The sequence below is a fragment of the Dactylosporangium sp. CS-047395 genome, assembly GCF_050942185.1.
In the GTDB taxonomy this organism is placed as follows: Bacteria; Actinomycetota; Actinomycetes; order Mycobacteriales; family Micromonosporaceae; genus Dactylosporangium.
On the sequence record NZ_CP192015.1, the window covers coordinates 8,441,945 to 8,462,223 of the forward strand.

A 20,279-nucleotide genomic window follows, 5' to 3' on the forward strand; every position below is an offset into this window, starting at 1 on the left:
GTAGCTCGAAGCGGCAACGTCACGTAGGCCACCGCCTCCACCGAGCCCGCCGTTGCCGCGACCGGCTTTGGAGCGCACCCGCAGCGGGTCGAGGCCGGTGACGAAGGCCCCACGGCGCCGACGGACCGGCGAGGGCGCCAGACGCACGCTCACGAGAACGAGCGCCGACCGGCGCCGGCGGCGGGACGTCGTCAGGCCGTGGTGGCGGCGCTCGGCGGGCGTTGGATGGTCTCGCGGACGTCGTCCTCCGACATCGGGTCGCCGAGGATCTGGAACAGGGTGGCCGCCTGGATCAGGACGGCGCGGGCGGCCGGGGCGTCGCCGAAGCGGTACAACAGCTCGCCGTTGAGCTGGTGGACCCGGGCGACCATCGCGCGCCCAGGGGAGTCCGGGTCCTTGTGGGTGTCGGTGACCTCGGTCTTCAGGCCCTGGGCAAGCTGCTCGGCCATCCCCAGCTGGCCGGCGGCGCCGAACGCGCGGGCCAGGACCCACTTCGCGCGGTGCTCGCCGGCGTTGTCGCGCAGTTGGTGGTACCGCCAGATTGCCCCGCAGGCCGCCTCGATCGCGCGGTCCAGCGCGTCGGCGATGCCCTGGGGCCGGGCCGTGCGCTCCAGGTGCCGGGCGTGTTCCAGGTGGACCTCGGCCGTCCGCACGGCGACGAAGGCGGCCCGGGACAGGTCGTGGGACGAGCGGGCGGCCCGCAGGTGGTGCAGGGCGGTGGACCACTCGCGGCCGCGCAGGGCGGACTCGGCGTAGGCGATGCTCGCGCTGAAGCGGCCCAGGTCGTCGAGGGTGTCGTCCTGGAGGCGGTCCTGCACCCAGTACGGGCATTCGACGTGGCTGTTGATGGCGACCAGGATCTCGGCGTTGTAGACGTGGGTCGCCGCGCGGGCGTCGGTGGCGCGGCGCAGGCAGTCGGTGAGGCGCTCGTCGGCCAGGTCGTGGGCGCCCATGCGGACCAGGGCCTGGCCCAGCAGGAGCTGCTTGACAATCGCGTGCTCGGCCTGCTCCTGCGGGGTGCCGGCCCGCTTGCCGGCCTCCAGCGCGAGGTCGAAGGCGATCTCGGCCTCGCCGTAGCGGCCGGCGGCGGCGAGGAAGCGGCCCTTGGCGAACTGGGTGGCGGTCAGCGGGCCGGGGCCGATCCGCTCGGCCGCGGCGGTGGCCAGGCGGTAGGCGTTGGCCGTGGACTCGTAGTCGAGGGTGGCCGGGGTCGCGCCGCCCAGCAGGGCGCCGAGCCGCCAGCAGGCCTCGTCGTCGCCGGCGCGGGCGGCGACCCCGATCTGGTGCAGGATCGTGCGGTACTCCGCGTCGATCCACCCCGGCACGTCCCGCGCGATGCGGTCGGCGAGCAGCAGTCCGTCGACGTAGGGATCGGCCGGCTCGGCGAGGCCCGCCCCGGGCGTGATGCGGTTGAGGACGCGCGCGGTCAGCGCCCGGTAGGCGCGGTCGGCCCGGCGCGTCGCGGCCCGCCGCCGGTCGGCCGGGACGTCGGCGGCGACCTGCGAGGCGAACAGCCCGACGAGCGGGGGCACGGTGAAGCGCACCACGTGGGTACGGCGGGCCGCCCCGACCGCCCGCACCAGCTGCGCCGCGTGCAGCCGGTCGGCCAGCGCCTCGGCCTCGCGCAGGTTCACGTCGAGCAGCGGCATGAGGATCCAGGGCGCGAACGTCGGCGACGGCAGGAACGCCAGGTAGGTCAGCGCCTGGCGCTCCATCGGCAGGAGCCGGTCGAACTCCGACTGCAGCACCTCCTGGACCTGCCGGCCGGGCTGGGCCAGCCGGGACAGCCGCGTGGTCGGCTCGCGCAGGTAGGACGCGACCGCGCAGACGTTGGTGGCGTCGTCGGAGATGCGCTCGGCGGCCGAGCGGATCGCCACCGGCAGCCGGCCGCAGCCCTCGACGATCTCGGCCGCGCAGTACGGGCTGTCGCGGTCCTCGGTGCGCGACATCGCCCGGAAGATGTGCAGGGCGTCGGACTCGCTGGGCACGTCGACCAGGAACGAGCGGGCCGCCTGCATGTCCGGCACCAGCGACAGGTCGAAGCGGCTGGTGACGATGACGGCGTTCTGGGGATGGGTGGGCATGATCAGCTCGACCTGGTCGGCGGTGCGGGCCGCGTCGAAGACGAACAGCAGCGACTTGCCGGCGGCCAGCGAGCGGAAGGCGATCGCCCGGCCCTGCGGGTCGGCCGGCACGTCGGACTCGGGCCAGCCGAGCGCGAGCAGCAGCTCCGTGAGCACCTCGCCGGGCGGCCGCGGGGCGCCGGCGGTGCCGAGGTCGACGATGTGGACGCCGTGGCGGTACCGCGGCGCGAGCCGCTCGGCCAGCTTGCGCGCGATGGCGCTCTTGCCGACCCCCGGCCCGCCGTGCAGGAACAGCTGCACGCAGCCCAGCCCGGCCGCCGGGCGGGAGCGGCCGGGCGTGCGCTCGGCCCGCTGCTCGTCGTGCCAGCGGGTCAGCTCGTCCAGCTCGGACTCGCGGCCGACGAACGCGGTCTGCGCGATCGGCTCGGCCAGCGCCTGCCGGGCCTCGACGCCCGAACGCGCCGTGGTGGGCCAGTCGCCGCTGCTGTCGCGCCCGCCCGGGCTGCGCGCCGAGCCGGTGTCGGTCAGCAGCAGCACCACGCCGCTGAGCAGCGCGACGACGATGAGGGAGCCGTACCGCAGCGAAGGTGGCACGTTCTCGTAGACGGTGCTGATCACCGTGGTCAGCGCGCCCGCGATCACGGCGAGGTAGATGCGCAGCCCGCGCAGCCGCCGCCTCACGAGGAGATCCTGGGCTGTTCCGAGTGGCGGGTCCCGCGCCGGCCCAGCAGCGACGACAGCGACCACTCCCGGTCGAGGGCCTCCCGCGCATCCTTCGCGCCGGCGCCGTCCTTGAGCGTCTCGAACATCTCCACCGCCAGGCGCAGCAGCAGCGTGGCCTTCGGCAGGTCGCCACGGTTCTTGTACGCCACGCCGAGCCAGTACGACGCCTCCGCCTCGGCCCACCGGTCGCCGCAGCGCTGGAACGTCTGCAGCGCCTCCTCCAGCGCCGAGACCGCCCGCTCCAGGTCCCGCTCCTCGTGCAGATAGGCCCGGCCGATGAGCAGCCGGCTGTGGCCGCTGCCGTAGCGGTGCTTGAGCGTCGTGAAGCCGTTCAGCGCGCTCACCGCGAAGCCGCGGGCGGCCTCGAAGTCGCGGCTCTGCAGGGCCAGGTACGCCCGCTGGTGGCGGATCCACGGCCGCCACAGCCCCTGGGCCAGCTCCGGCTGCCCGCTCAGGGTGTCGCCGCGGCTGAGCACCTCGGCGGCCCGGTCGTGGCGGCGGTTCGCGGTCAGCGCCAGGCCGTAGGCCCACAGCACGCCGGGCAGCCGGCGGGGCTGCTCGTCCGGCGCCGTCCCGCACAGCCGCAGGGCCTGCTCGCCGTACTCCAGCGCGGTTTCCGGCTGGTCCGACAGCGCGCTCGCCACGGTCAGCTCGCGCAGCACGCGGATCAGCTCAGCCGGATCCCGCTCGTTGCGCTCGGCCTGCTCCCGGGCCAGCCGCAGGCGCTCGACGGCGGCCGCGCTCTGCCGCAGCCGCCACCGGATCCGCCCCTGGACCCGCAGCGCCCGCGACCGCGTGGCCGCCTCGACGCTGCGCGCCGCCGACGTCGCCGCGGACAGGGCGTCGTCGATCCAGCCGAGCTCGGCGAACACCTCGGCCAGGCCGACCTCGGCCAGTGCCTCGTCCCGGCGGGCCGCGTCGGCCTCCACGCTGCGCCGGTCCTTGACCGCCTGGCTGCGCTCCTGGGCCAGGTGCACCACCTCGCGGGCGTTGCCGAGGGCCTCGCTGAGCCGCCCGTCGTCGAACAGGTGGTAGACGTCGCGGCGCAGGCGCATCTCCGGCTGGCGCTCCAGCCGGCTGCGGTCCGCCGCCACGTAGGCGTCCCTGGCCCGCTCGATGCCGTCGGCGCCCAGTTCCGCCTCGGCGAGCATCGCGGCGTACTGCCGCACGAAGTACGGGATCCGGAACACCGCCACCCCGGAGCGCTCGTCGGCCCGCAGCTCGACGAACCGCACCCGGGCGAGCCGGTCGAGCACGCACCCGGCCTGGAACTCGTCGAAGGCGGCGAAGGTGGCGTCGTGCGGGAACGCGCCCCGGGCCAGCGCCACGAGGGTCCACGGCGCGACCCGCCGGTGCTCGCTGAGCGACAGCACCGTCAGGCAGCGCCGCTCCTGCTCGGTGAGCAGCGCGCAGGCCAGGTCGAGCACCTCGGCGAACGGCAGCGCGCCGGCCTCGCCGGGCGGTTCGGCCCGCGGCGGCACGTCGAGGTCCTCGCTGCGCCGCGACCGGGCGACCGCGGCCGCCATCTGCAGCGCGGCCGGATACCCGCGCGCGGCCCGCATGATCCGCTCGTCCAGCCGTTCGTCGAGCACGACCGCGCCGGCCCCGAGCAGCGCGGCGACCAGCCGGCGGGAGGCGGTCCCGTCCAGCGGCTCGAGGTGCTCGACAAGATCAGGAGCCAGGCCTTCGACGGTACGCCGGGACGTGACGACGATCGCGCACCGCCGCCCGGCCGGCGTGAACCGCGCGAGGTCGAGCCCGGCCGGCACGTTGTCCAGCACCACCAGGATCCGCCGGGTCAGGGTGCGCCGCCGGTACCAGCGGTCGAAGCCCTCCGCCCCCGGATCGGCGTCGCCCGGCCCGAGCAGCGCCCGGGTGAGGTACTCCCGGGCCAGGTCGTCGCCGTCCGGCCGCTGGGTGTCGAAGCGGACAAGGATCTGCCCGTCGCGGTACCGCGGCGCGACCAGGTGCCCGGCGGTCACGGCCAGGGCGGTCTTGCCGACGCCCTCGCGCCCGGTGACGACCGCGACGGCCGGCCCGCTGCGGTCCCGATGCGCCGCGGTCAGCAGCCGCGTCAGCCGGTCCAGCTCGTCGTCCCGGCCGATCAGCAGCTCGGGCGGCGGCGGCAGGTCGGCCGGCACGAGATAGGCCCGGCGGCGCATCCGCGGCCGCCACCGCCGCTGGACCAGCCCCCGCACGACCAGCCCGGCGAGCACCCCGCCGGCCACCACGAGCGAGACCACCAGCGCGACCCGCCAGGGCGTGAACAGCCAGACCGGCGCGGCGAACACGACCAGCAGCGGCAGCGCCCAGAACCGGCCGGGCAGCGACGGGAGGCGGATCGACACACGCAACCCTATCAATGCCGCGCGAACCGCTACCCGACTAGCAGGTCGAGTGGAAGAGCCCGGCGACCGCCGCGGTGTCGACGAGGGAGTTGTAGAGCTCCACCGCTTCCGAGGTTTCCGCCGTGTGTACCGCGACGCCCCGCTCCGCCAGCAGCGCCAGCGTCTCGCCGGCCACGCCGAGGCGCTCCTCCATGCCCAGCGACAGCACGACGACGGTCGCGCCGGCGTCGAGGAGCTCGGCCACGTCGGCGGGCTGGGTGCCGGGCGAGTGGCGGGTGCCCGTCTCGTTCCAGTCCCAGGCCCGCGCGCCGCCCGGCCAGAGTTTGGCGTCCTTGAAGGCGCCGTGGTCCTCGACCGTGATCGAGCCCCACGATATCGAGAGGATTCGGGGTGAACGTGGCAGCATCGGGCGTACACCAGCCTCAGCGGAGAGGAGCGGGCGATCGTGCTCGACTCAAGGTACAGCGAACCCGGCGCCACCGAGGTGCCCTGGGAGACCGTGCGCGAGCGGTTCGCCGGCGCCGGGATCTACTGGCTCACCACCGTGCGCGAGGAGGGGCGGCCGCACGTCACGCCGCTCATCGGGGTCTGGCTCGACGAGGCGTTCTGGTTCACCACCGGGTCCGGCGAACAGAAGCGCCGCAACCTGCGCGGGAACGCGGCCGTCGCCGTCACCACGGGCACCGACGCGCTGCACGAGGGGCTCGACGTCGTCGTCCACGGGGATGCGGTCCAGGTGGAGGAGCCCGGCGCGCTGGAACGGGCGGCGGGGGCGTGGCTCGCGAAGTACGGCGAGGAATGGCACTTCGAGGCGCGCGACGGCGGATTCCACCACGTCGAGGGCGGGCAGCGGGCCGACGTCTTTCGGGTGACGCCGCTTGCCGTTCTCGCCTTCGGTAAGGACCCGTATTCGCACAACCGCTACACGTTCTGACTCGGCCCGCCGGCACCGGCGCCGCGCTGGTTGTATAGAGGAGGCATGCGACTTTCGATCTGGCCGGGCACCTCACAGCCGTACGACGACATCCTCGAGGTGGCCCGCCACGCCGAGGCGACCGGGTGGGACGGCGTCTACGTGGCCGACCACTTCATGGCCAACGCCGGGCCCGGGCGCGACCCGCTCGCCCCGATGCTGGAGTGCGCGACCGTGGTGGCCGCGCTCGGGGCGGCCGTGCCGCGGGTGCGCCTCGGCTCGCTGGTGTACGGCAACACCTACCGCCACCCCGCCGTGCTCGCCAACATGGCCGCGACCGCCGACCACGTGACCGGGGGCCGGTTCGTGTTCGGCGTCGGGGCGGGCTGGCAGGTCAACGAGCACGAGCAGTACGGCATCGAGCTGCCGCCGGTGAAGCAGCGCCTCGACCGGTTCGTGGAGGCCCTCGAGATCTGGCACGGGCTGCTGCGCACCGAGCGCACCACGTTCGCGGGCGAGTACTACCGGCTCACCGACGCCGTGTGCGAGCCCAAGCCGGTGCAGCGGCCGCTGCCGATCCTGATCGGGGGCGGCGGGGAGCAGCGGATGCTGGGGATCGTCGCGAAGTACGCCGACATCTGGAACACCTGGGGCAGGCCCGACGTCATCGCGCACAAGTCGGCCGTGCTCGACGGCTTCTGCGCGCGGCAGGAGCGCGACCCGAAGGCGATCGAGCGCACCGCCCAGGCGCTCGTGGTCGTCGACGGCCCGCTGCCCGACCTGCCGGCGCCCGTCATCGGCGGGTCACCGGCGGCGCTGGGGGACGTGCTCGGTCAGTACAAGAGCCAGGGTCTTGACGAGTTCATCGTGCCGGACGGGCTGCTCGGCACCGGGGCGGAGCGCCTGAAGGCGATGGACACGATCCTCGCGCTCACCCGCGCGGCGTGAAGGTGAGCACGCGGTAGTTCAGCAGGCCGTTGAGCAGGCACCACTGCAGCGCGTCGCCGCCGGACAGCATCTTCCAGTATTCGCCCCGCAGGCGCAGGGGGCGGCCGGCGGCGACGAGCGCGGCGATGAACCGGTCCCGCGGCCGGCGCAGTTCGAGGTGCGGGGTCAGGTCGAGGTCGCCGGTCAGCTCCAGGCCGTGCCCGGCGGCGGCTTCGCGGACCTGCTCGACGGTCAGCAGCGAGCCGACCCGCCAGCCGTCGCGGAACGCCTCCAGCCGCCGGGCCTCCCGCGGCGGCGCGGACGGGGCCCGCTCGGTGAGGAAGTCGTCGCACACCAGCAGCCGGCCGCCGGGGCGCAGGACCCGTGCCGCCTCGCGGAAATAGCCGGCCGCGTCCGGGCTGTGCAGGAACGCCTCGATGGAGAACACCAGGTCCGCGGTCCCGTGCAGCTCCCGCGGTACGTCCAGATAGTTGCCCTCCCGGCACCGCACCCGCTCGCCGAGCCCGGCCCCGGCCAGCAGCCGCGTCGCCCCTTCCGCCTGCCGCGGGCTGATCGTGAGTCCCTCGCCGCGGATCGGCGCCCGCCCGGCCAGGTACATCAGGCTCGCCCCGAGCCCGCACCCCAGGTCCACGACCCGCGGCTCCGCCACACCCTCGGGCAGCGCGGCCAGGATCAGCTCGTCGACGTGGTGGAACGCCTCCGGCCGGGTCGTCACGCCCGGGCCCCACACCGCGCGGTGGATCGAGGCGCCGCCCTGGCCCAGCCGGTCGAACGCGGCCGTGTTCTGGTCGTAGTAGCGCCGGACGTTCTCGGCGTGCGCGGCGGTCGCAGAGGTCATACCCATGTGTACTGCCAGAACGCCGGATCGGTTCAATCGCCCCGCCGGGTTACCCTGATCGACGATGAAACAAAGCGCTGAAACAACGCAGGAGCCGCGCGTCACGATCCGGGACGTCGCCGCGCAGACCGGGCTCTCGATCGCCACGATCTCGCGGGTCCTCAACGGCCGCGCCAACGTCGCTCCGGACACCCGCGAGAAGGTCCTGCAGGCGATGGGCGGGCTCGGCAAGCGGGCGCCCCGCCGCCGCGGCGCCGGCGTGCCCAAGGCCGACAACGGGGTGTACGTGCGCTGCCCGTACCTGCTCACCGACTACTTCGGGCTGATCGTCTCGGCGATCACCGAGGCCCTCGACGCGCACGGCATGCACGCCGTCGTCGACGCCGGGGAGTCGGCCTGGCGGCGCACCGACGTGCTGCCCACGCTCACCGGCTGGCCGCAGGTCACGGGCGCGATCCTGATCCTGCCGCCGGAGCCCGAGGACGACCTGGAGCGGCTGCGCGACCGCGGTTTCCCGTTCGTCGTGGTCGACCCGCGCACCGCCCCGCCGCCGAACATCGCGGCCGTGTCGGCGGCCAACTTCGCCGGGGCCCGGCGGCTCATGACGCACCTCGTGGAACTCGGTCACCGCCGGGTCGGCGTGCTCGGCGGGCCGCTGAGCTGGCTGGCCATGAGCGACCGGCTGGCCGGGTTCCACGCGCCGCTGGTGGCCGTCGGGGTGTACCCGGACGGGGACCTGCTGCGCACCTCGACCGACCCGACCGTGGAGGCCGGTCGGGCGCTCGCCGCCGGCCTGCTGGACCGGCCCGACCGGCCGACCGCGCTGGTGGCGTTCAACGACAAGATGGCCGTCGGCGCGCTGCAGGCCGCGGCCGAGCGGGGGCTGCGGGTGCCGGAGGAGCTCTCGATCGCCGGCTTCGACGACATCGACGTCAGCCGGGCCACCCACCCGATGCTCACCACGGTCCGCCAGCCACTGGGCGAGATGGGCCGGATGGCGGTCAGCCTGCTCAGCCGGATGCTCACCGGGAGCGACGTGGACGCGCTGCACGTGGAGCTGGCCACCGAGCTGGTCGTGCGCGGCTCGACCGGGCCGGCGTTCCCGGCCCCGCGTTGACGCGTGTTTCATAAACACTTCCGCCACGAGTCGAAAAAAGTTACAGCGATTCATTGACATGCCTCGGCTCGGGGCGGTTTCCTGGCGGTACCCCCAACCCACCCCGCCAGTGGAACAGGACACCCGATGCACGCACCCAGACGAGTGCGGCGCTCCATGCTGCTCGCGATCGCGGTCACCGCCGCGACCGTGGCCACCGTGGGCGCCGTCGCCATGACCGCCGCCTCCGCCGCCAGCACCGGACAGATCACCAGCTCGGCCAACGGCAAGTGCCTCGACGTCACCGACGGCTCCACCGCCGACGGCAACCAGCCCCAGATGTGGACCTGCTACGCCGGCAGCGCCAACCAGACCTGGACCCTCGCCGACAACGGCTCCGTGCAGGGCCTCGGCAAGTGCCTCGACGTCGTCAACGGCGCCACCACCGACGGCGCCGTCGTGCACCTGTGGACCTGCTACGACTCGGTGACCAGCCAGAAGTGGTCGCTCAACGCCAGCCACGACCTGATCAACACCAAGTCCGGCAAGTGCCTGGACATCAAGGACAACAACCTCGCCGACGGGGCCAAGCTGCAGCTGTGGACCTGCGGCGGCGGCGCCAACCAGAAGTGGAACTTCTCCGGAGGGACGGGCCAGCCGACCGCCACCGCCACCGCCACCGGCGTGCCGAACAACCCGAACAACCCCGACCTCGGCCCGAACGTCACCGTCTTCGACCCGTCGATGTCGCAGGCCACCATCCAGAACAAGCTCAACTCGGTGTTCAACGGCCAGGTGAGCAACCAGTTCGGCAGCCAGCGCTATGCGCTGCTGTTCAAGCCCGGGACGTACAACGTCAACGCGAACGTGGGCTTCTACACCCAGGTCGCCGGGCTGGGGCTGACCCCGGACGCCGTCGTCATCAACGGCGCGGTGCACGCCGAGGCCGACTGGTGGCCGGACGGCAGCCAGAACGCGACCCAGAACTTCTGGCGCTCGGCCGAGAACCTCTCCGTGACCCCGACCGGCGGGCTCGACCGGTGGGCGGTCTCGCAGGCCGCGCCGTACCGCCGCATGCACGTCCGCGGCAACCTCGCGCTCTCCGACGGCGGCTGGTCCTCCGGCGGCTTCATCGCCGACTCGAAGATCGACGGGCAGATCCAGTCCGGCACCCAGCAGCAGTGGATCACCCGCAACTCGTCGATGGGCAGCTGGAACGGCTCCAACTGGAACCAGGTCTTCGTCGGGGCCACGGGCGCGCCCGGCAACAGCTTCCCGAACCCGCCGTACACCACGGTCGGCACCGCCCCGGTCGTGCGCGAGAAGCCGTTCCTGTACGTCGACTCGGCCGGCGCCTACCAGGTGTTCGTCCCGGCGCTGCGGACCAACTCCAGCGGCACCACCTGGGCGAACGGCAACCCGGCCGGCACCAGCCTGCCGATCAGCCAGTTCCAGGTCATCAAGCCCGGCGACACCGCCGCGACCATGAACAACGCGCTCGCCGCGGGCAAGAACCTGCTGGTCACCCCGGGCGTGTACCACCTCAACCAGACGCTCAACGTGACCCGCGCCGACACCGTGATCCTCGGTCTCGGCCTGGCCACCCTGGTGCCCGACGGCGGGATCACCGCGCTGAAGACCGCGGACGTCGACGGCATCAAGCTCGCCGGCCTGCTCTTCGACGCGGGCACCACCAACTCGCCCGTGCTCGCCGAGATCGGCCCGTCCGGCTCCACCGCGAGCCACGCCGCCAACCCGACCAGCCGGTCGGACGTGATCTTCCGCATCGGCGGGGCCGGCGTCGGCAAGGCCACGGTCAGCCTGCGGATCAACAGCAACGACGTGATCGGCGACCACGCCTGGATCTGGCGCGCCGACCACGGCTCCGGCGTCGGCTGGACCACCAACACCGCCCAGAACGGCCTGGTCGTCAACGGCAACAACGTGACGTTCTACGGGCTGTTCGTCGAGCACTACCAGCAGTACCAGACGATCTGGAACGGCAACGGCGGCCGCACGTACTTCTATCAGAACGAGATGCCGTACGACCCGCCGAACCAGGCCGCCTTCATGAACGGCTCCACCCAGGGCTGGGCCGCGTACAAGGTGGCCGACAGCGTCACCACGCACGAGGCGTGGGGCCTGGGCAGCTACTGCTACTTCAACGTCAACCCGGGTGTGGTGGCCGCGCACGCGTTCGAGGTGCCGGTCAAGTCGGGCGTGAAGTTCCACGACATGGTCACCGTCTCGCTGGGCGGCACCGGAACCATCTCGCACGTCATCAACAACACCGGCGCCGCGGTGAACTCCGGGCACCAGGTCGAGTACCTGGTCTCCGGGCCGTAGTCCGCCGTCCGGCAGGAAGGAACATCGTGCGACGCATCATCACCGTCACCTCGACGGCGTTGCTCGCCCTGACCGTCGGGGCCGCGCCCGCAACCGCGGCCCCGGCGCATCGGGCGGAAACCGTCACCGGCACCTATTCGACCGGAGCGGCCCAGGCCTGGAAACCGTTGCCGCCGATTTCCGTCGGCAGTAACGGATCGGCGGCGGTCGACGCCACGGTCGTCATCGATCCAAGCCAGATGCGGCAGCGGTACAGCGGGATCGGCTTCTCCCTGGACGAGACCAGCGTGTCGAATCTGTGGAAGCTCACCCCGCAGCAGCGGGAGGACGCCATCCGGCTCCTCGTCGACCCGCGCACCGGCGCCGGGCTGAACCGTTTCCGGCTCACCATCGGCAGCCCCGACCTCATCGAGCATCTGCCGTTCTGGTCCGAGGACGACCTGCCCGCCGGCGTCACCGACGACTTCGGGCTCAAGTACTTCTCGATCCAGCGCGACATCGATCTGCACATCGTCGACACCATCAAGCTGATCCAGAAGTACAACCCGCGGGCCTCGTTCTTCGCGTCGGCCTGGAGCGCGCCCGCGTGGATGAAGACGAACAACAAGTTCCTCGGCGAGGTCGCGCTGAAGCCGGGCAGCACCACCGACTACTACCAGGTCGGCAAGCTGCGCGACGACTGCATCGACGTGTTCGCGCGGTACTACGCGAAATACGTGGAGGCCTATGCGCGCAAGGGCATCCGGGTCGACGCGCTCACGCTGCTGAACGAGCCGGGCATGGACGTGGTCTACCCGGCCATGGACATCAGCGTCGAGCAGCAGCAGAAGCTCGCCGTGGCCATGCGGAAATACCTGCCGCGGGACGTCGACGTGTACATCCACGACTTCAACTTCTGGGACTGGAAGGACCCGAACAGCACCGAGACGAAGAACTACTACCGCGTGCTGAACGACCCGGCGGCGAAACGGGCGGCGGACGCGATCGCCTTCCACCCGTACTGGGGCGACCCGGCCGTGATGCGCGACGCCTATGAGCAGACCGGCAAGCCGGTGCACATGACCGAGACCAGCGACCTGTCGCCGGCCACGATCCTGAGCTATTTCCGGCTCGACGCGAGCTCCTACGTGATGTGGGCGCAGGCGACCGACCAGGACGGCGGCACGCTGCACTGGACGCCGCTGCGGGACAACAACGTGGACTGGGACCAGATCGCGGCGACGACGAAATGGCCGGACCGCCTGGTGAAGGTCGACACCGCGGCGCGCACGTACACGGTGCGGGACGAGCTCTACGGGATGGGGCAGTTCGCGAAGTACCTGACCCCGCGGCACACCCGCGTCGAGTCGAGCGCGGCCGCCAGCGGTGTGAGCAACGTGGTCTACCGCGACGGCGACGACTTCGTGGCGGTGCTCGGCAACGCGAACACCGCGCCGCGCAAGGTCCGGGTGCTGCTGGCCGGAAAGCAGTTCGTGGCCACGGTACCGGCCGGTGCCTACGCCACCTACCGCTGGCACGCGTCGCTGCCGTCGGCGCACGGGAACCACGCCCCCGTTCTGGCTTCCGTGCCGGATGTGACCGCGGACCAGTACACGACGACGACCTTCCGGTTGAAGGCCACAGACCGCGACCGGGACGCCCTGGCGTTCTACGCGGTCGACCTGCCGGACGGCGTGACCGTGGACGCCGCCACCGGCACGGTGTCGCTGCACCCGACGACGGCGGGCCCGCTGGACCTGAAGTTCCGGGTCACCGACGGCGTGGCGAGCTCGTCGGCCACGGTGCACGTGACCGTGGCCCCGCACGGCGCCCCGATCGGCGAGAAGGTCGAGGCGGAGGCCTACACGGCCGAGCACGGCTGGACCGACGGCGGCGCCAACTTCGTCGAGAACAACCCGGCGGCGAGCGGCGGCCGGAACGTCGGCTGGACGTCGGCCGGCAACTGGCTGCAGTACCGGCTGGAAGTCGCCGCGGCCGGCCCGTACAACCTGGAACTGCGCGTGGCGAACGGCAGCGGCGCGGTGGCGGCGAACGCCATCACGTTCCGCGACGCCGGCGACCAGGTGCTGGCCACGGTGTCGGTGCCGGACACCGGCGGCTGGGGCAGCTACCAGTCCGTCAGCACCACGGTGACCCTGCCGGCGGGCGACCAGCCGGTGACGGTCTTCTGCGAGACCGGCGGCTTCAACCTGGACTACTTCCGGCTGACCGCCTGACGATTGCCTCGTGGTGGTCCCATTCCTGTTTCTCTGGGACCACCACGAGTTGTTGCTATGGCACCACCACGAGGCGCCGGCCCCGCAGATCGGTCCGCTGCCAGGCGTGCTCGATGTCGCGCAGGGGCACCGTCACCACGTCGAAGGTCAGCTCGCCGGATTTCGTCCAGGCCACGATCTCGCCGTACACCTGCTGCATGGTTTGTGCATTGAGGCCCTTGGCCGCCCCGCAGATCTCGACGCCGGAGGTGCGCAGGCTCTCGGCGGCGAGCGCGATCCCGGCGCCGGCCGACTCGCCGATCTGCACCAGCCGCGTCGGCCTCGGGAACGCGAAGGACTTCGGCACCAGCGCGCGCAGCAGCACCTCGGTCGGCCGCCCCCACAGGAAGTCGAGCACGACGTCGTAGCCGTCGCCCTTCTCCCGCAGGAACGCGTCGGCGAGGGCGTCGTCGTCCACCGCGGTGTTGATGACCGCATCCGCTCGTACTTCCCGCAGCTGCTCGTCGTCCCGCCCGGTCGCCACCACCCGCCCGGCCCCGAGCAGCCGCGCCACCTTGACCGCGAGCCGCCCCGCGACGCCGGTGGCCCCTTGGACGAGCACCGTCTCGCCGGCCTGGAGCCCGGCTGCGGTCCGGGCCGACATCGCGGTGATCGCGGTGGCGAGCACCGTGGCGATGACCGGATCGATCCCTTCGACGATCGGCGCGTAGGACCCCTTGGCCACCACCGTCCTCTCGGCGAGCGCGCCGTAGGGCGAGCGGGGATTGCCGAAGCCGACGAGGGTGCCGTCCGGCAGCGCCCCGATCCCGTCGAACGCCGGAATCGCCGGCAGCCGGCCGAAATACTGCCCGCTCGCATAGTGCGTGCCGGCCGCGATGCTCTTGTCGACGTTCTCGACCGCGACCGCCTTGACCTCGATCACCACCTCGTCCTCGCCGGCCACCGGGTCCGGAAAGTCCTCGTACCGCGGGACGCCGCCGATCTCGTGCAGGACTGCCGCCTTCATCGTGTCCCCGTCTCTATCTATCAGTGATAGGGGGACTCTAGCACTGATAGAGTGACGGCGGGAGGTACCGATTTTGACGCTGGACCGACAGCGGATCGTCGCCGAGGCCGTGGCCCTGCTGGACGCCGAGGGCCTGGACGGCGTGACGACCCGCAAACTCGCGGCGCGGCTGGGGGTGCAGTCGCCGACGCTGTACTGGCACCTGCCGAACAAGGCGGCGCTGGTCACGGCGATCGCGGACGCGATCCTGGACCAGGAGTTCGCCGCCCTGTCACCGCCCCCGCCGGACCAGCCCTGGCCGGCCTTCCTGACCGACCTGGCCATCCGCTTGCGCCGGGCCCTGCTGGCCCATCCGGACGGCGCGCGGGTGGTGTCGGCCTCGCAGCTGTCCCGCACCATGGCGGCCATCTCGGAGCTGGGCATGAGCACCCTGGTGGCCCGCGGCGTCCCCTTGCGTCAGGCGCGGGTGATCGTGCTGACCGTGGAGCGCTTCACGGTGGGGCACGTGCTCGAGGAGCAGTCCGCCCGCCCGGACCCGGAGGCGGTGCGGGACTTCGACATGGCGGCATTCTCGGAACGGCACCCGACGGTGATTGCGGCGATCACGGAGTACTTCGCGCCGGGCGTGACCGTGGACGACCTGTTCCAGGAGTGCCTCGAGGTCGTCATCGCGGGGGCCACGCACAAAGCAGACCCCGCACGGGCATGACGACGGCTTCCGTGCGGCCCGGAGCGGGCCGCACGGCGACGAGATTCCCGTCAGGCGCCCAGGAAGATGGGGTTGGTCAGGGCGACCATTGTGTCCGCCGTGGTCGCGGTCGGCTGCTGCCGGCGCACCTCCGCCCGCACGTAGCGCGCGTTGCGGGCGGTCGTCTCCCAGGTGACCGTCGCGGCCGGGTCGGGGCCCAGGACGGTACCGTAGCGCTGCCCTTGGTCCGTGATGAGCCGCACCGCGCAGCCCGCGACGCCGCTCACCTGCAGCGTCACCGTCACCAGGGTGTCGTCCGGCACGCGGAGGCGTTCGCCGATGCCGGCGCTGCGGCCCTGGGCCGTCGCGGTGAACGCGAGGTCGACGGCGGCCGACTCGGCGATCCACAGGCGGCCGGCCCGGACCCCGTCGAGGACGGACCTGCGGTCGAGCGCCTTCGCGAACACCACGTTGTGCGGCAGGCCCACCACCTGCGGCTCGCTGTGGGCGTCGCTGTCGCCCACGGCCGGGATCCAGTCGGCGCGGCCCTCGCGGGCGGCGGCGACCAGCAGGTTGTCCCAGCCCGCCAGCACGGCCTCGTCGTCGAGGGTCCACGGGCCGTTCCAGACCTCCACGGCGTCCAGGCCCGCGTAGCCGAACTTCCAGCCGCACGCCACGCAGGTGGCCAAGGGGTGGGCGGCGACCGCGAGCCCGCCGGCGCGGTGGATCTGCTGCACGAAACGGGCCAGGGCGCCGTCGACGGCGCGGTACCGCCAATCGATCCACGTCCCCGCCGGCAGGCCGAGCGCGGTGTAGTGGCCGTTGCGGGTGGTGATCTCCTCGCCGTCGATGATGAGCAGGTCGGGGCCGGCGAACTCGCCCCAGACGGCCGCGGCGCTCGACGTGTTGTGGTCGGTCGACACGATGAAGTCCAGCTTGGCGGCGCGCGCGGCCGCCGCGACCTCGGCCGGGGTGCGCCGGCCGTCCGAGTGCACGGTGTGCAGGTGCATGTCGCCGCGGTACCACGCGGTGCCCCGCCCGGTCGCGCGCGGCGGGGCCGGGTTCGGGCGGAACGCGGGGCCCGCGGGGCCGAACTCCAGGTTGACGTTGATCGTGTAGTTGAGGCCGTGCGGATGCACCGTGTACGGCCCGAGCACGATGTGCCAGGTGCCCTTGCGGATCGGGCCCGGAAGGTACCCGGGCGTCGCGTCCGTCGCCGCCACCGTGAAGCTGCTGCGGAAGCCGCCGGACCAGCCGCGGAAGCCCTTCTCGTCGCCGAGTTCGAAGCCGTGCTCGTCGAACAGGCCGATGTCGAGCGCGTTGCCGTTCTGGCCGGGCGGCAGGGCGGGGCGGTCGTAGGTGTAGTCCACGGTGAGCCGGTTGACCCCGGCCGGGATCTCCAGTGGCACGTAGAGGAAGTCCGGGGCGCCATAAGCGATGTGGCCGCTGATCGTGCCGGTCTGCGGCTGCGGCCCGGGGCCGAACTGGATGGCGATCAGGCCGGTGGCCCCACTGGCAAGCAGTTGACGACGATCCATATGGGCAGCCTGCCGCATATCGATGGATGTGAAGCGACGGGCAGATGACGGGTGTTAGCGCATCGCACAGCCAGGGCGCCCCCGCTGTACATGTGCCGCCCCTAGCGTCCGGGGTCATGGCAAATGTCGATCGTCGTACATTTCTTCAGATGGCGGCGGCCGCCGCTGTTCCGCTGCCGTTCGAGCAGGCCCTGTCGATCCCCGCGCACGACAAGCACGGGTCGATCGAGGACGTCGAGCACGTCATCTTCCTGATGCAGGAGAACCGCTCGTTCGACCACTACTTCGGCACCATGCGCGGCGTGCGCGGCTACGCCGACCCGCACCCGGCGAAGCTCGCCAACGGCAAGAGCGTGTTCCACCAGCCCGACGGCGACGGGGAGGTGCTGCCGTTCCGGCCGCAGGTCAAGGACATGGGCAAGACCTTCCTGCCCGACCCGCCGCACGGCTGGAACGACACGCACGGCGCGTGGAACAACGGCCGCTACGACGGCTGGGTGCCGAACAAGGGCGTCACCACGATGACGTACCACCAGCGCAAGGACCTCGACTGGTCCTACGCCCTCGCCGACGCGTTCACGATCTGCGACAACTACCACTGCTCGCTGCTCGGGCCGACTGACCCCAACCGGTACCACATGTGGAGCGGCTGGGTCGGCAACGACGGCAAGGGCGGCGGGCCGGTCATCACCAACGCCGAGGCCGGGTACGACTGGTCGACCTACCCCGAGCGGCTGGACCGGGCCGGCATCTCCTGGAACGTGTACCAGGACGTCGGCCTGGGGCTGACCGCCGAGGGCTTCTGGGGCTGGACGAGCGACCCGTTCATCGGCAACTACGGCGACAATTCGCTGCTGTACTTCCACCAGTACCAGAACGCCGCCCCCGGCTCGCCGCTGGCCAAGGCGAAGCAGGGTACCGAGATCAACAAGCAGGGCCGCAGCCCCGACGCGCTGCTGGCCGACTTCAAGGCCGACGTCGAGCACGGCCGGCTGCCGGCCGTCTCGTGGATCGTCGCGCCCGAGGCCTACACCGAGCACCCGAACTGGGAGCCGGACTACGGCACCTGGTACGTCTCGCAGGTCATCGACATCCTCGCCAAGCACCCCGAGGTGTGGAGCAAGATGGCGCTGTTCATCACGTACGACGAGGAGGGCGGCTTCTTCGACCACCTCGTGCCGCCGACCCCGCCCGCGACCCGGGCCGAGGGCCTGTCGACCGTCCCCGTGACGAACGAGATCTACCCCGGCTCGGCCGACCACCCGGCGGGGCCGTACGGGCTGGGCGTGCGGGTACCGATGATCATCGTTTCGCCCTGGACCCGCGGCGGCTACGTGAACTCGGAACTGTTCGACCACACGTCGCTGATCAAGTTCCTGGAGCGCCGGTTCGCGCGCGGCCGCAAGGACCTGGTCGAGTCCAACATCACCCCGTGGCGGCGGGCCGTCGTGGGCGACCTGACCTCGGCGTTCGACTTCAAGACGCCGAACGCCTCGCGCCGCGTGGACCTGCCCGGCACGGCCGATCTGAAGCCGGCCGACCTGACCCGCCAGCCCGACCAGGTGCCGGTCCCGCCGGCCGACGGCAAGCTGCCGGCCCAGGAGCGCGGCGTCCGCCCGGCCCGCGCACTCCCCTACGCCCTGCACGCCGACGGCCGCCCCTCGGCCGGCGCGTTCGCGGTCGACTTCCGCAACAGCGGCACGGCCACGGGCGTCTACCAGGTCCGCTCGGCCGACCCGGCGCTCGCCCCGCGGACCTACACCGTGGAGCCGAACAAGCAGGTGACCGACGTGTGGCCGGCTGACAAGGGCTACGACCTCAGCGTGTACGGCCCGAACGGCTTCTTCCGCCGCTTCGCCGCCGGCACCCGCCAGCCGGGCGTGACGGTCCGCGCCCGCTACGGTCGCCACGACATCGTCCTCGAGCTGGCGAACAAGAGCTCCAAGCGCGTCGACGTCAGCGTGGCCGACCGCTACACGGGCCGGCACTCGCGCATCTCGCTGCGCGCGGGCGAGACGCACGCGGAGGAGTTCTCGCTGGACCGCAGCCACGGTTGGTACGGCCTGACGCTCACCATCCCCGGCGACTCCGCCTTCGCCGTGGAGTACGCGGGGCACGTCGAGGACGGTGACGCCTCGATCAGCGACCCGGCGATGGGTGGGCTGGTCTGATCTGACGCTGGGCCGGTCCGCCTCCGCGGGCCGGCCTCCGCGGGTGTTGATCACGAAAAGTCGGGCGCTGGCGCACCGCGACTTTTCGGACTTATACCCCGGCGGGGGATGTGCCCGTTTCGTGGCTCACGGTCCAGCGAAACCGACATGTCCGAAATTTCGCCTGTCGGGCGAAAAATGGGATAAGTCGCGGCGCGGCAGCGCCCGACTTATCTCAACCAAGTCGCAGTGCGCCGGCGCCCGACTTATCTCAACCAAGCCTCAAGCCGACGCGCGAACCACCAGCTCCGGGTTGAAGATCACCGAACGTGGCGTGCGCTGCGGCTCGCGGATCCGGGTCATCAGCAGCGCCGCCATCTCCCCCGCCATCTCCTCGACGGGCTGGCGGACGGTCGTGAGCGGCGGATGGCATTCCAGCGCGGCGGTCGAGTCGTCGAACCCCACGACGGCAATGTCCTCCGGGACGCGTCTGCCTGCTTCCTGTACCACCCGAAGCATCCCGTCGGCCATGAGGTCATTGGCGACGAAGACGCCGTCGACCTCCGGATGCTCGGCCAGCAGGCGCGCCGCGGCCCGCTCGCCGCCGGAGCGGGTGAAGTCGCCCTCGATGTGGCGCGGGGTGAGACCGTGGGCCCGCACCGCCTCCTCGAACGCGGCGAGACGGTCCTGGGCGGCCGGCATGTCGAGTGGGCCGGTGATCGTGGCCAGGCAGCGGCGGCCCAGGCCGGCGAGGCGGTCGACGGCCAGCTGCACGCCCGCGCGCTGGTCCACGTCGACGAAGCTGATGGTGACCGGGTGGCCGGGGCGGCAGGAGAGCACGACCGGAATCCCCAGCTCGACGAGCTGGGCGGGGAGCGGGTCGTCGACGTGGCTGGAGATCAGCAGGGCGCCGTCGACGTGGCCCTGCCGGAGGTACCGGAGCAGATGGGGGCGCGCGGGTGGGTCGGCCAGGAAGATGACCAGGTGGATGCCCAGCGGCCGGAGCACCTCCTGCGCGCCGGCGGTCACCCGGCCCAGGAACGGGTCGGTGAACATGCGGGTCAGGAACGGCGTGGAGTAGCCGCGGTTCTCCGGCTCCGACACGACCAGCGCGATCGAGTCCGTGCGGCGGGTGACCAGCGAGCGGGCGGCCAGGTTCGGCACGTACCCGGTCGCGGCGATGGCCCGCTCGACCGTACGGCGCAGCTCGGGATCGACGGTCTGCACACCGTTGATGACCCGGGAGACCGTGGCGCGTGACACTCCGGCGTAATTGGCGACCTGCTCGAGGGTGGGCGGTCGCGAGTCGCTGCCCGTCATGGTTGTCACGGTAGATCGTGCCCCGTTGCGATGAGGAGCCGCGGGTGGACGGATACGCATGTCAC

Annotated in this window: 14 protein-coding genes; 7 read left to right on the forward strand and 7 right to left on the reverse strand. The window is 72.2% G+C overall.

Going from position 1 to position 20,279, the window contains the following annotated elements:
- Positions 1 to 191: 191 nt before the first annotated feature.
- The 3 genes from ACQP00_RS39530 to ACQP00_RS39540 are packed head-to-tail and all read right to left on the reverse strand — an operon-like array spanning position 192 to position 5,561.
- The gene (locus ACQP00_RS39530) at positions 192 to 2,765 is read right to left on the reverse strand and encodes a hypothetical protein (RefSeq protein WP_433206430.1); all 2,574 of its coding nucleotides are present in this window, start codon (positions 2,763 to 2,765) and stop codon (positions 192 to 194) included.
- On the reverse strand, positions 2,762 to 5,155 hold the full coding sequence (locus ACQP00_RS39535; RefSeq protein WP_433206433.1) for a hypothetical protein: 2,394 nt from the start codon (positions 5,153 to 5,155) through the stop codon (positions 2,762 to 2,764). Before ACQP00_RS39535 ends, ACQP00_RS39530 begins: the two co-directional genes overlap by 4 nt.
- Before the next feature lie 37 nt (positions 5,156 to 5,192).
- Positions 5,193 to 5,561: an Mth938-like domain-containing protein gene (locus tag ACQP00_RS39540; protein ID WP_433206436.1), complete on the reverse strand. Its 369-nt coding sequence runs from the start codon at positions 5,559 to 5,561 to the stop codon at positions 5,193 to 5,195.
- Positions 5,562 to 5,600: 39 nt separating this feature from the next.
- Here ACQP00_RS39540 and ACQP00_RS39545 point away from each other — a divergent pair, with 39 nt between their 5' ends.
- Both ACQP00_RS39545 and ACQP00_RS39550 read left to right on the forward strand, forming a co-directional pair.
- Positions 5,601 to 6,089 carry a pyridoxamine 5'-phosphate oxidase family protein gene (locus tag ACQP00_RS39545; protein ID WP_433206439.1) on the forward strand — a complete coding sequence of 163 codons (489 nt, stop codon included), beginning with the start codon at positions 5,601 to 5,603 and terminating at the stop codon, positions 6,087 to 6,089.
- 45 nt (positions 6,090 to 6,134) lie between these two features.
- Complete coding sequence (locus tag ACQP00_RS39550; RefSeq protein WP_433206442.1) at positions 6,135 to 7,016, forward strand: TIGR03560 family F420-dependent LLM class oxidoreductase; 882 nt, start codon at positions 6,135 to 6,137, stop codon at positions 7,014 to 7,016.
- Here ACQP00_RS39550 and ACQP00_RS39555 read toward each other — a convergent pair.
- Positions 7,000 to 7,860 carry an SAM-dependent methyltransferase gene (locus ACQP00_RS39555; RefSeq protein ID WP_433206444.1) on the reverse strand — a complete coding sequence of 287 codons (861 nt, stop codon included), beginning with the start codon at positions 7,858 to 7,860 and terminating at the stop codon, positions 7,000 to 7,002. The genes ACQP00_RS39550 and ACQP00_RS39555 overlap by 17 nt on opposite strands.
- Positions 7,861 to 7,918: 58 nt before the next feature.
- Between ACQP00_RS39555 and ACQP00_RS39560 the strand changes: the two genes are divergently transcribed.
- The 3 genes from ACQP00_RS39560 (at position 7,919) to ACQP00_RS39570 (ending at position 13,512) form a co-directional block, all read left to right on the forward strand.
- Positions 7,919 to 8,971: a LacI family DNA-binding transcriptional regulator gene (locus ACQP00_RS39560; protein WP_433206447.1), complete on the forward strand. Its 1,053-nt coding sequence runs from the start codon at positions 7,919 to 7,921 to the stop codon at positions 8,969 to 8,971.
- A gap of 156 nt (positions 8,972 to 9,127) precedes the next feature.
- Positions 9,128 to 11,296 carry a ricin-type beta-trefoil lectin domain protein gene (locus ACQP00_RS39565; RefSeq protein WP_433206450.1) on the forward strand — a complete coding sequence of 723 codons (2,169 nt, stop codon included), beginning with the start codon at positions 9,128 to 9,130 and terminating at the stop codon, positions 11,294 to 11,296.
- A gap of 26 nt (positions 11,297 to 11,322) precedes the next feature.
- On the forward strand, positions 11,323 to 13,512 hold the full coding sequence (locus ACQP00_RS39570) for a carbohydrate-binding protein (RefSeq protein ID WP_433206453.1): 2,190 nt from the start codon (positions 11,323 to 11,325) through the stop codon (positions 13,510 to 13,512).
- 55 nt (positions 13,513 to 13,567) lie between these two features.
- On the opposite strand, the gene ACQP00_RS39575 is transcribed toward ACQP00_RS39570, so the two are convergent.
- Positions 13,568 to 14,518, reverse strand: a complete 951-nt coding sequence (locus tag ACQP00_RS39575) for a quinone oxidoreductase family protein (RefSeq protein ID WP_433206456.1) — start codon at positions 14,516 to 14,518, stop codon at positions 13,568 to 13,570.
- Between the two features lie 73 nt (positions 14,519 to 14,591).
- Here ACQP00_RS39575 and ACQP00_RS39580 point away from each other — a divergent pair, with 73 nt between their 5' ends.
- Positions 14,592 to 15,227 carry a TetR/AcrR family transcriptional regulator C-terminal domain-containing protein gene (locus ACQP00_RS39580; RefSeq protein ID WP_433206459.1) on the forward strand — a complete coding sequence of 212 codons (636 nt, stop codon included), beginning with the start codon at positions 14,592 to 14,594 and terminating at the stop codon, positions 15,225 to 15,227.
- A gap of 50 nt (positions 15,228 to 15,277) precedes the next feature.
- On the opposite strand, the gene ACQP00_RS39585 is transcribed toward ACQP00_RS39580, so the two are convergent.
- A complete protein-coding gene (locus ACQP00_RS39585; protein WP_433206462.1) occupies positions 15,278 to 16,744 on the reverse strand; it encodes a CehA/McbA family metallohydrolase in 1,467 nt (488 codons plus the stop codon).
- A gap of 149 nt (positions 16,745 to 16,893) precedes the next feature.
- Here ACQP00_RS39585 and ACQP00_RS39590 point away from each other — a divergent pair, with 149 nt between their 5' ends.
- Positions 16,894 to 18,915 (forward strand): phosphocholine-specific phospholipase C, encoded by a 2,022-nt coding sequence (locus ACQP00_RS39590; protein ID WP_433206465.1) that lies wholly within the window; start codon positions 16,894 to 16,896, stop codon positions 18,913 to 18,915.
- 261 nt (positions 18,916 to 19,176) lie between these two features.
- Here the strand turns inward: ACQP00_RS39590 and ACQP00_RS39595 are convergent, their stop codons facing one another.
- Positions 19,177 to 20,214 (reverse strand): LacI family DNA-binding transcriptional regulator, encoded by a 1,038-nt coding sequence (locus tag ACQP00_RS39595; protein ID WP_433206468.1) that lies wholly within the window; start codon positions 20,212 to 20,214, stop codon positions 19,177 to 19,179.
- Between the last annotated feature and the right edge of the window lie 65 nt (positions 20,215 to 20,279).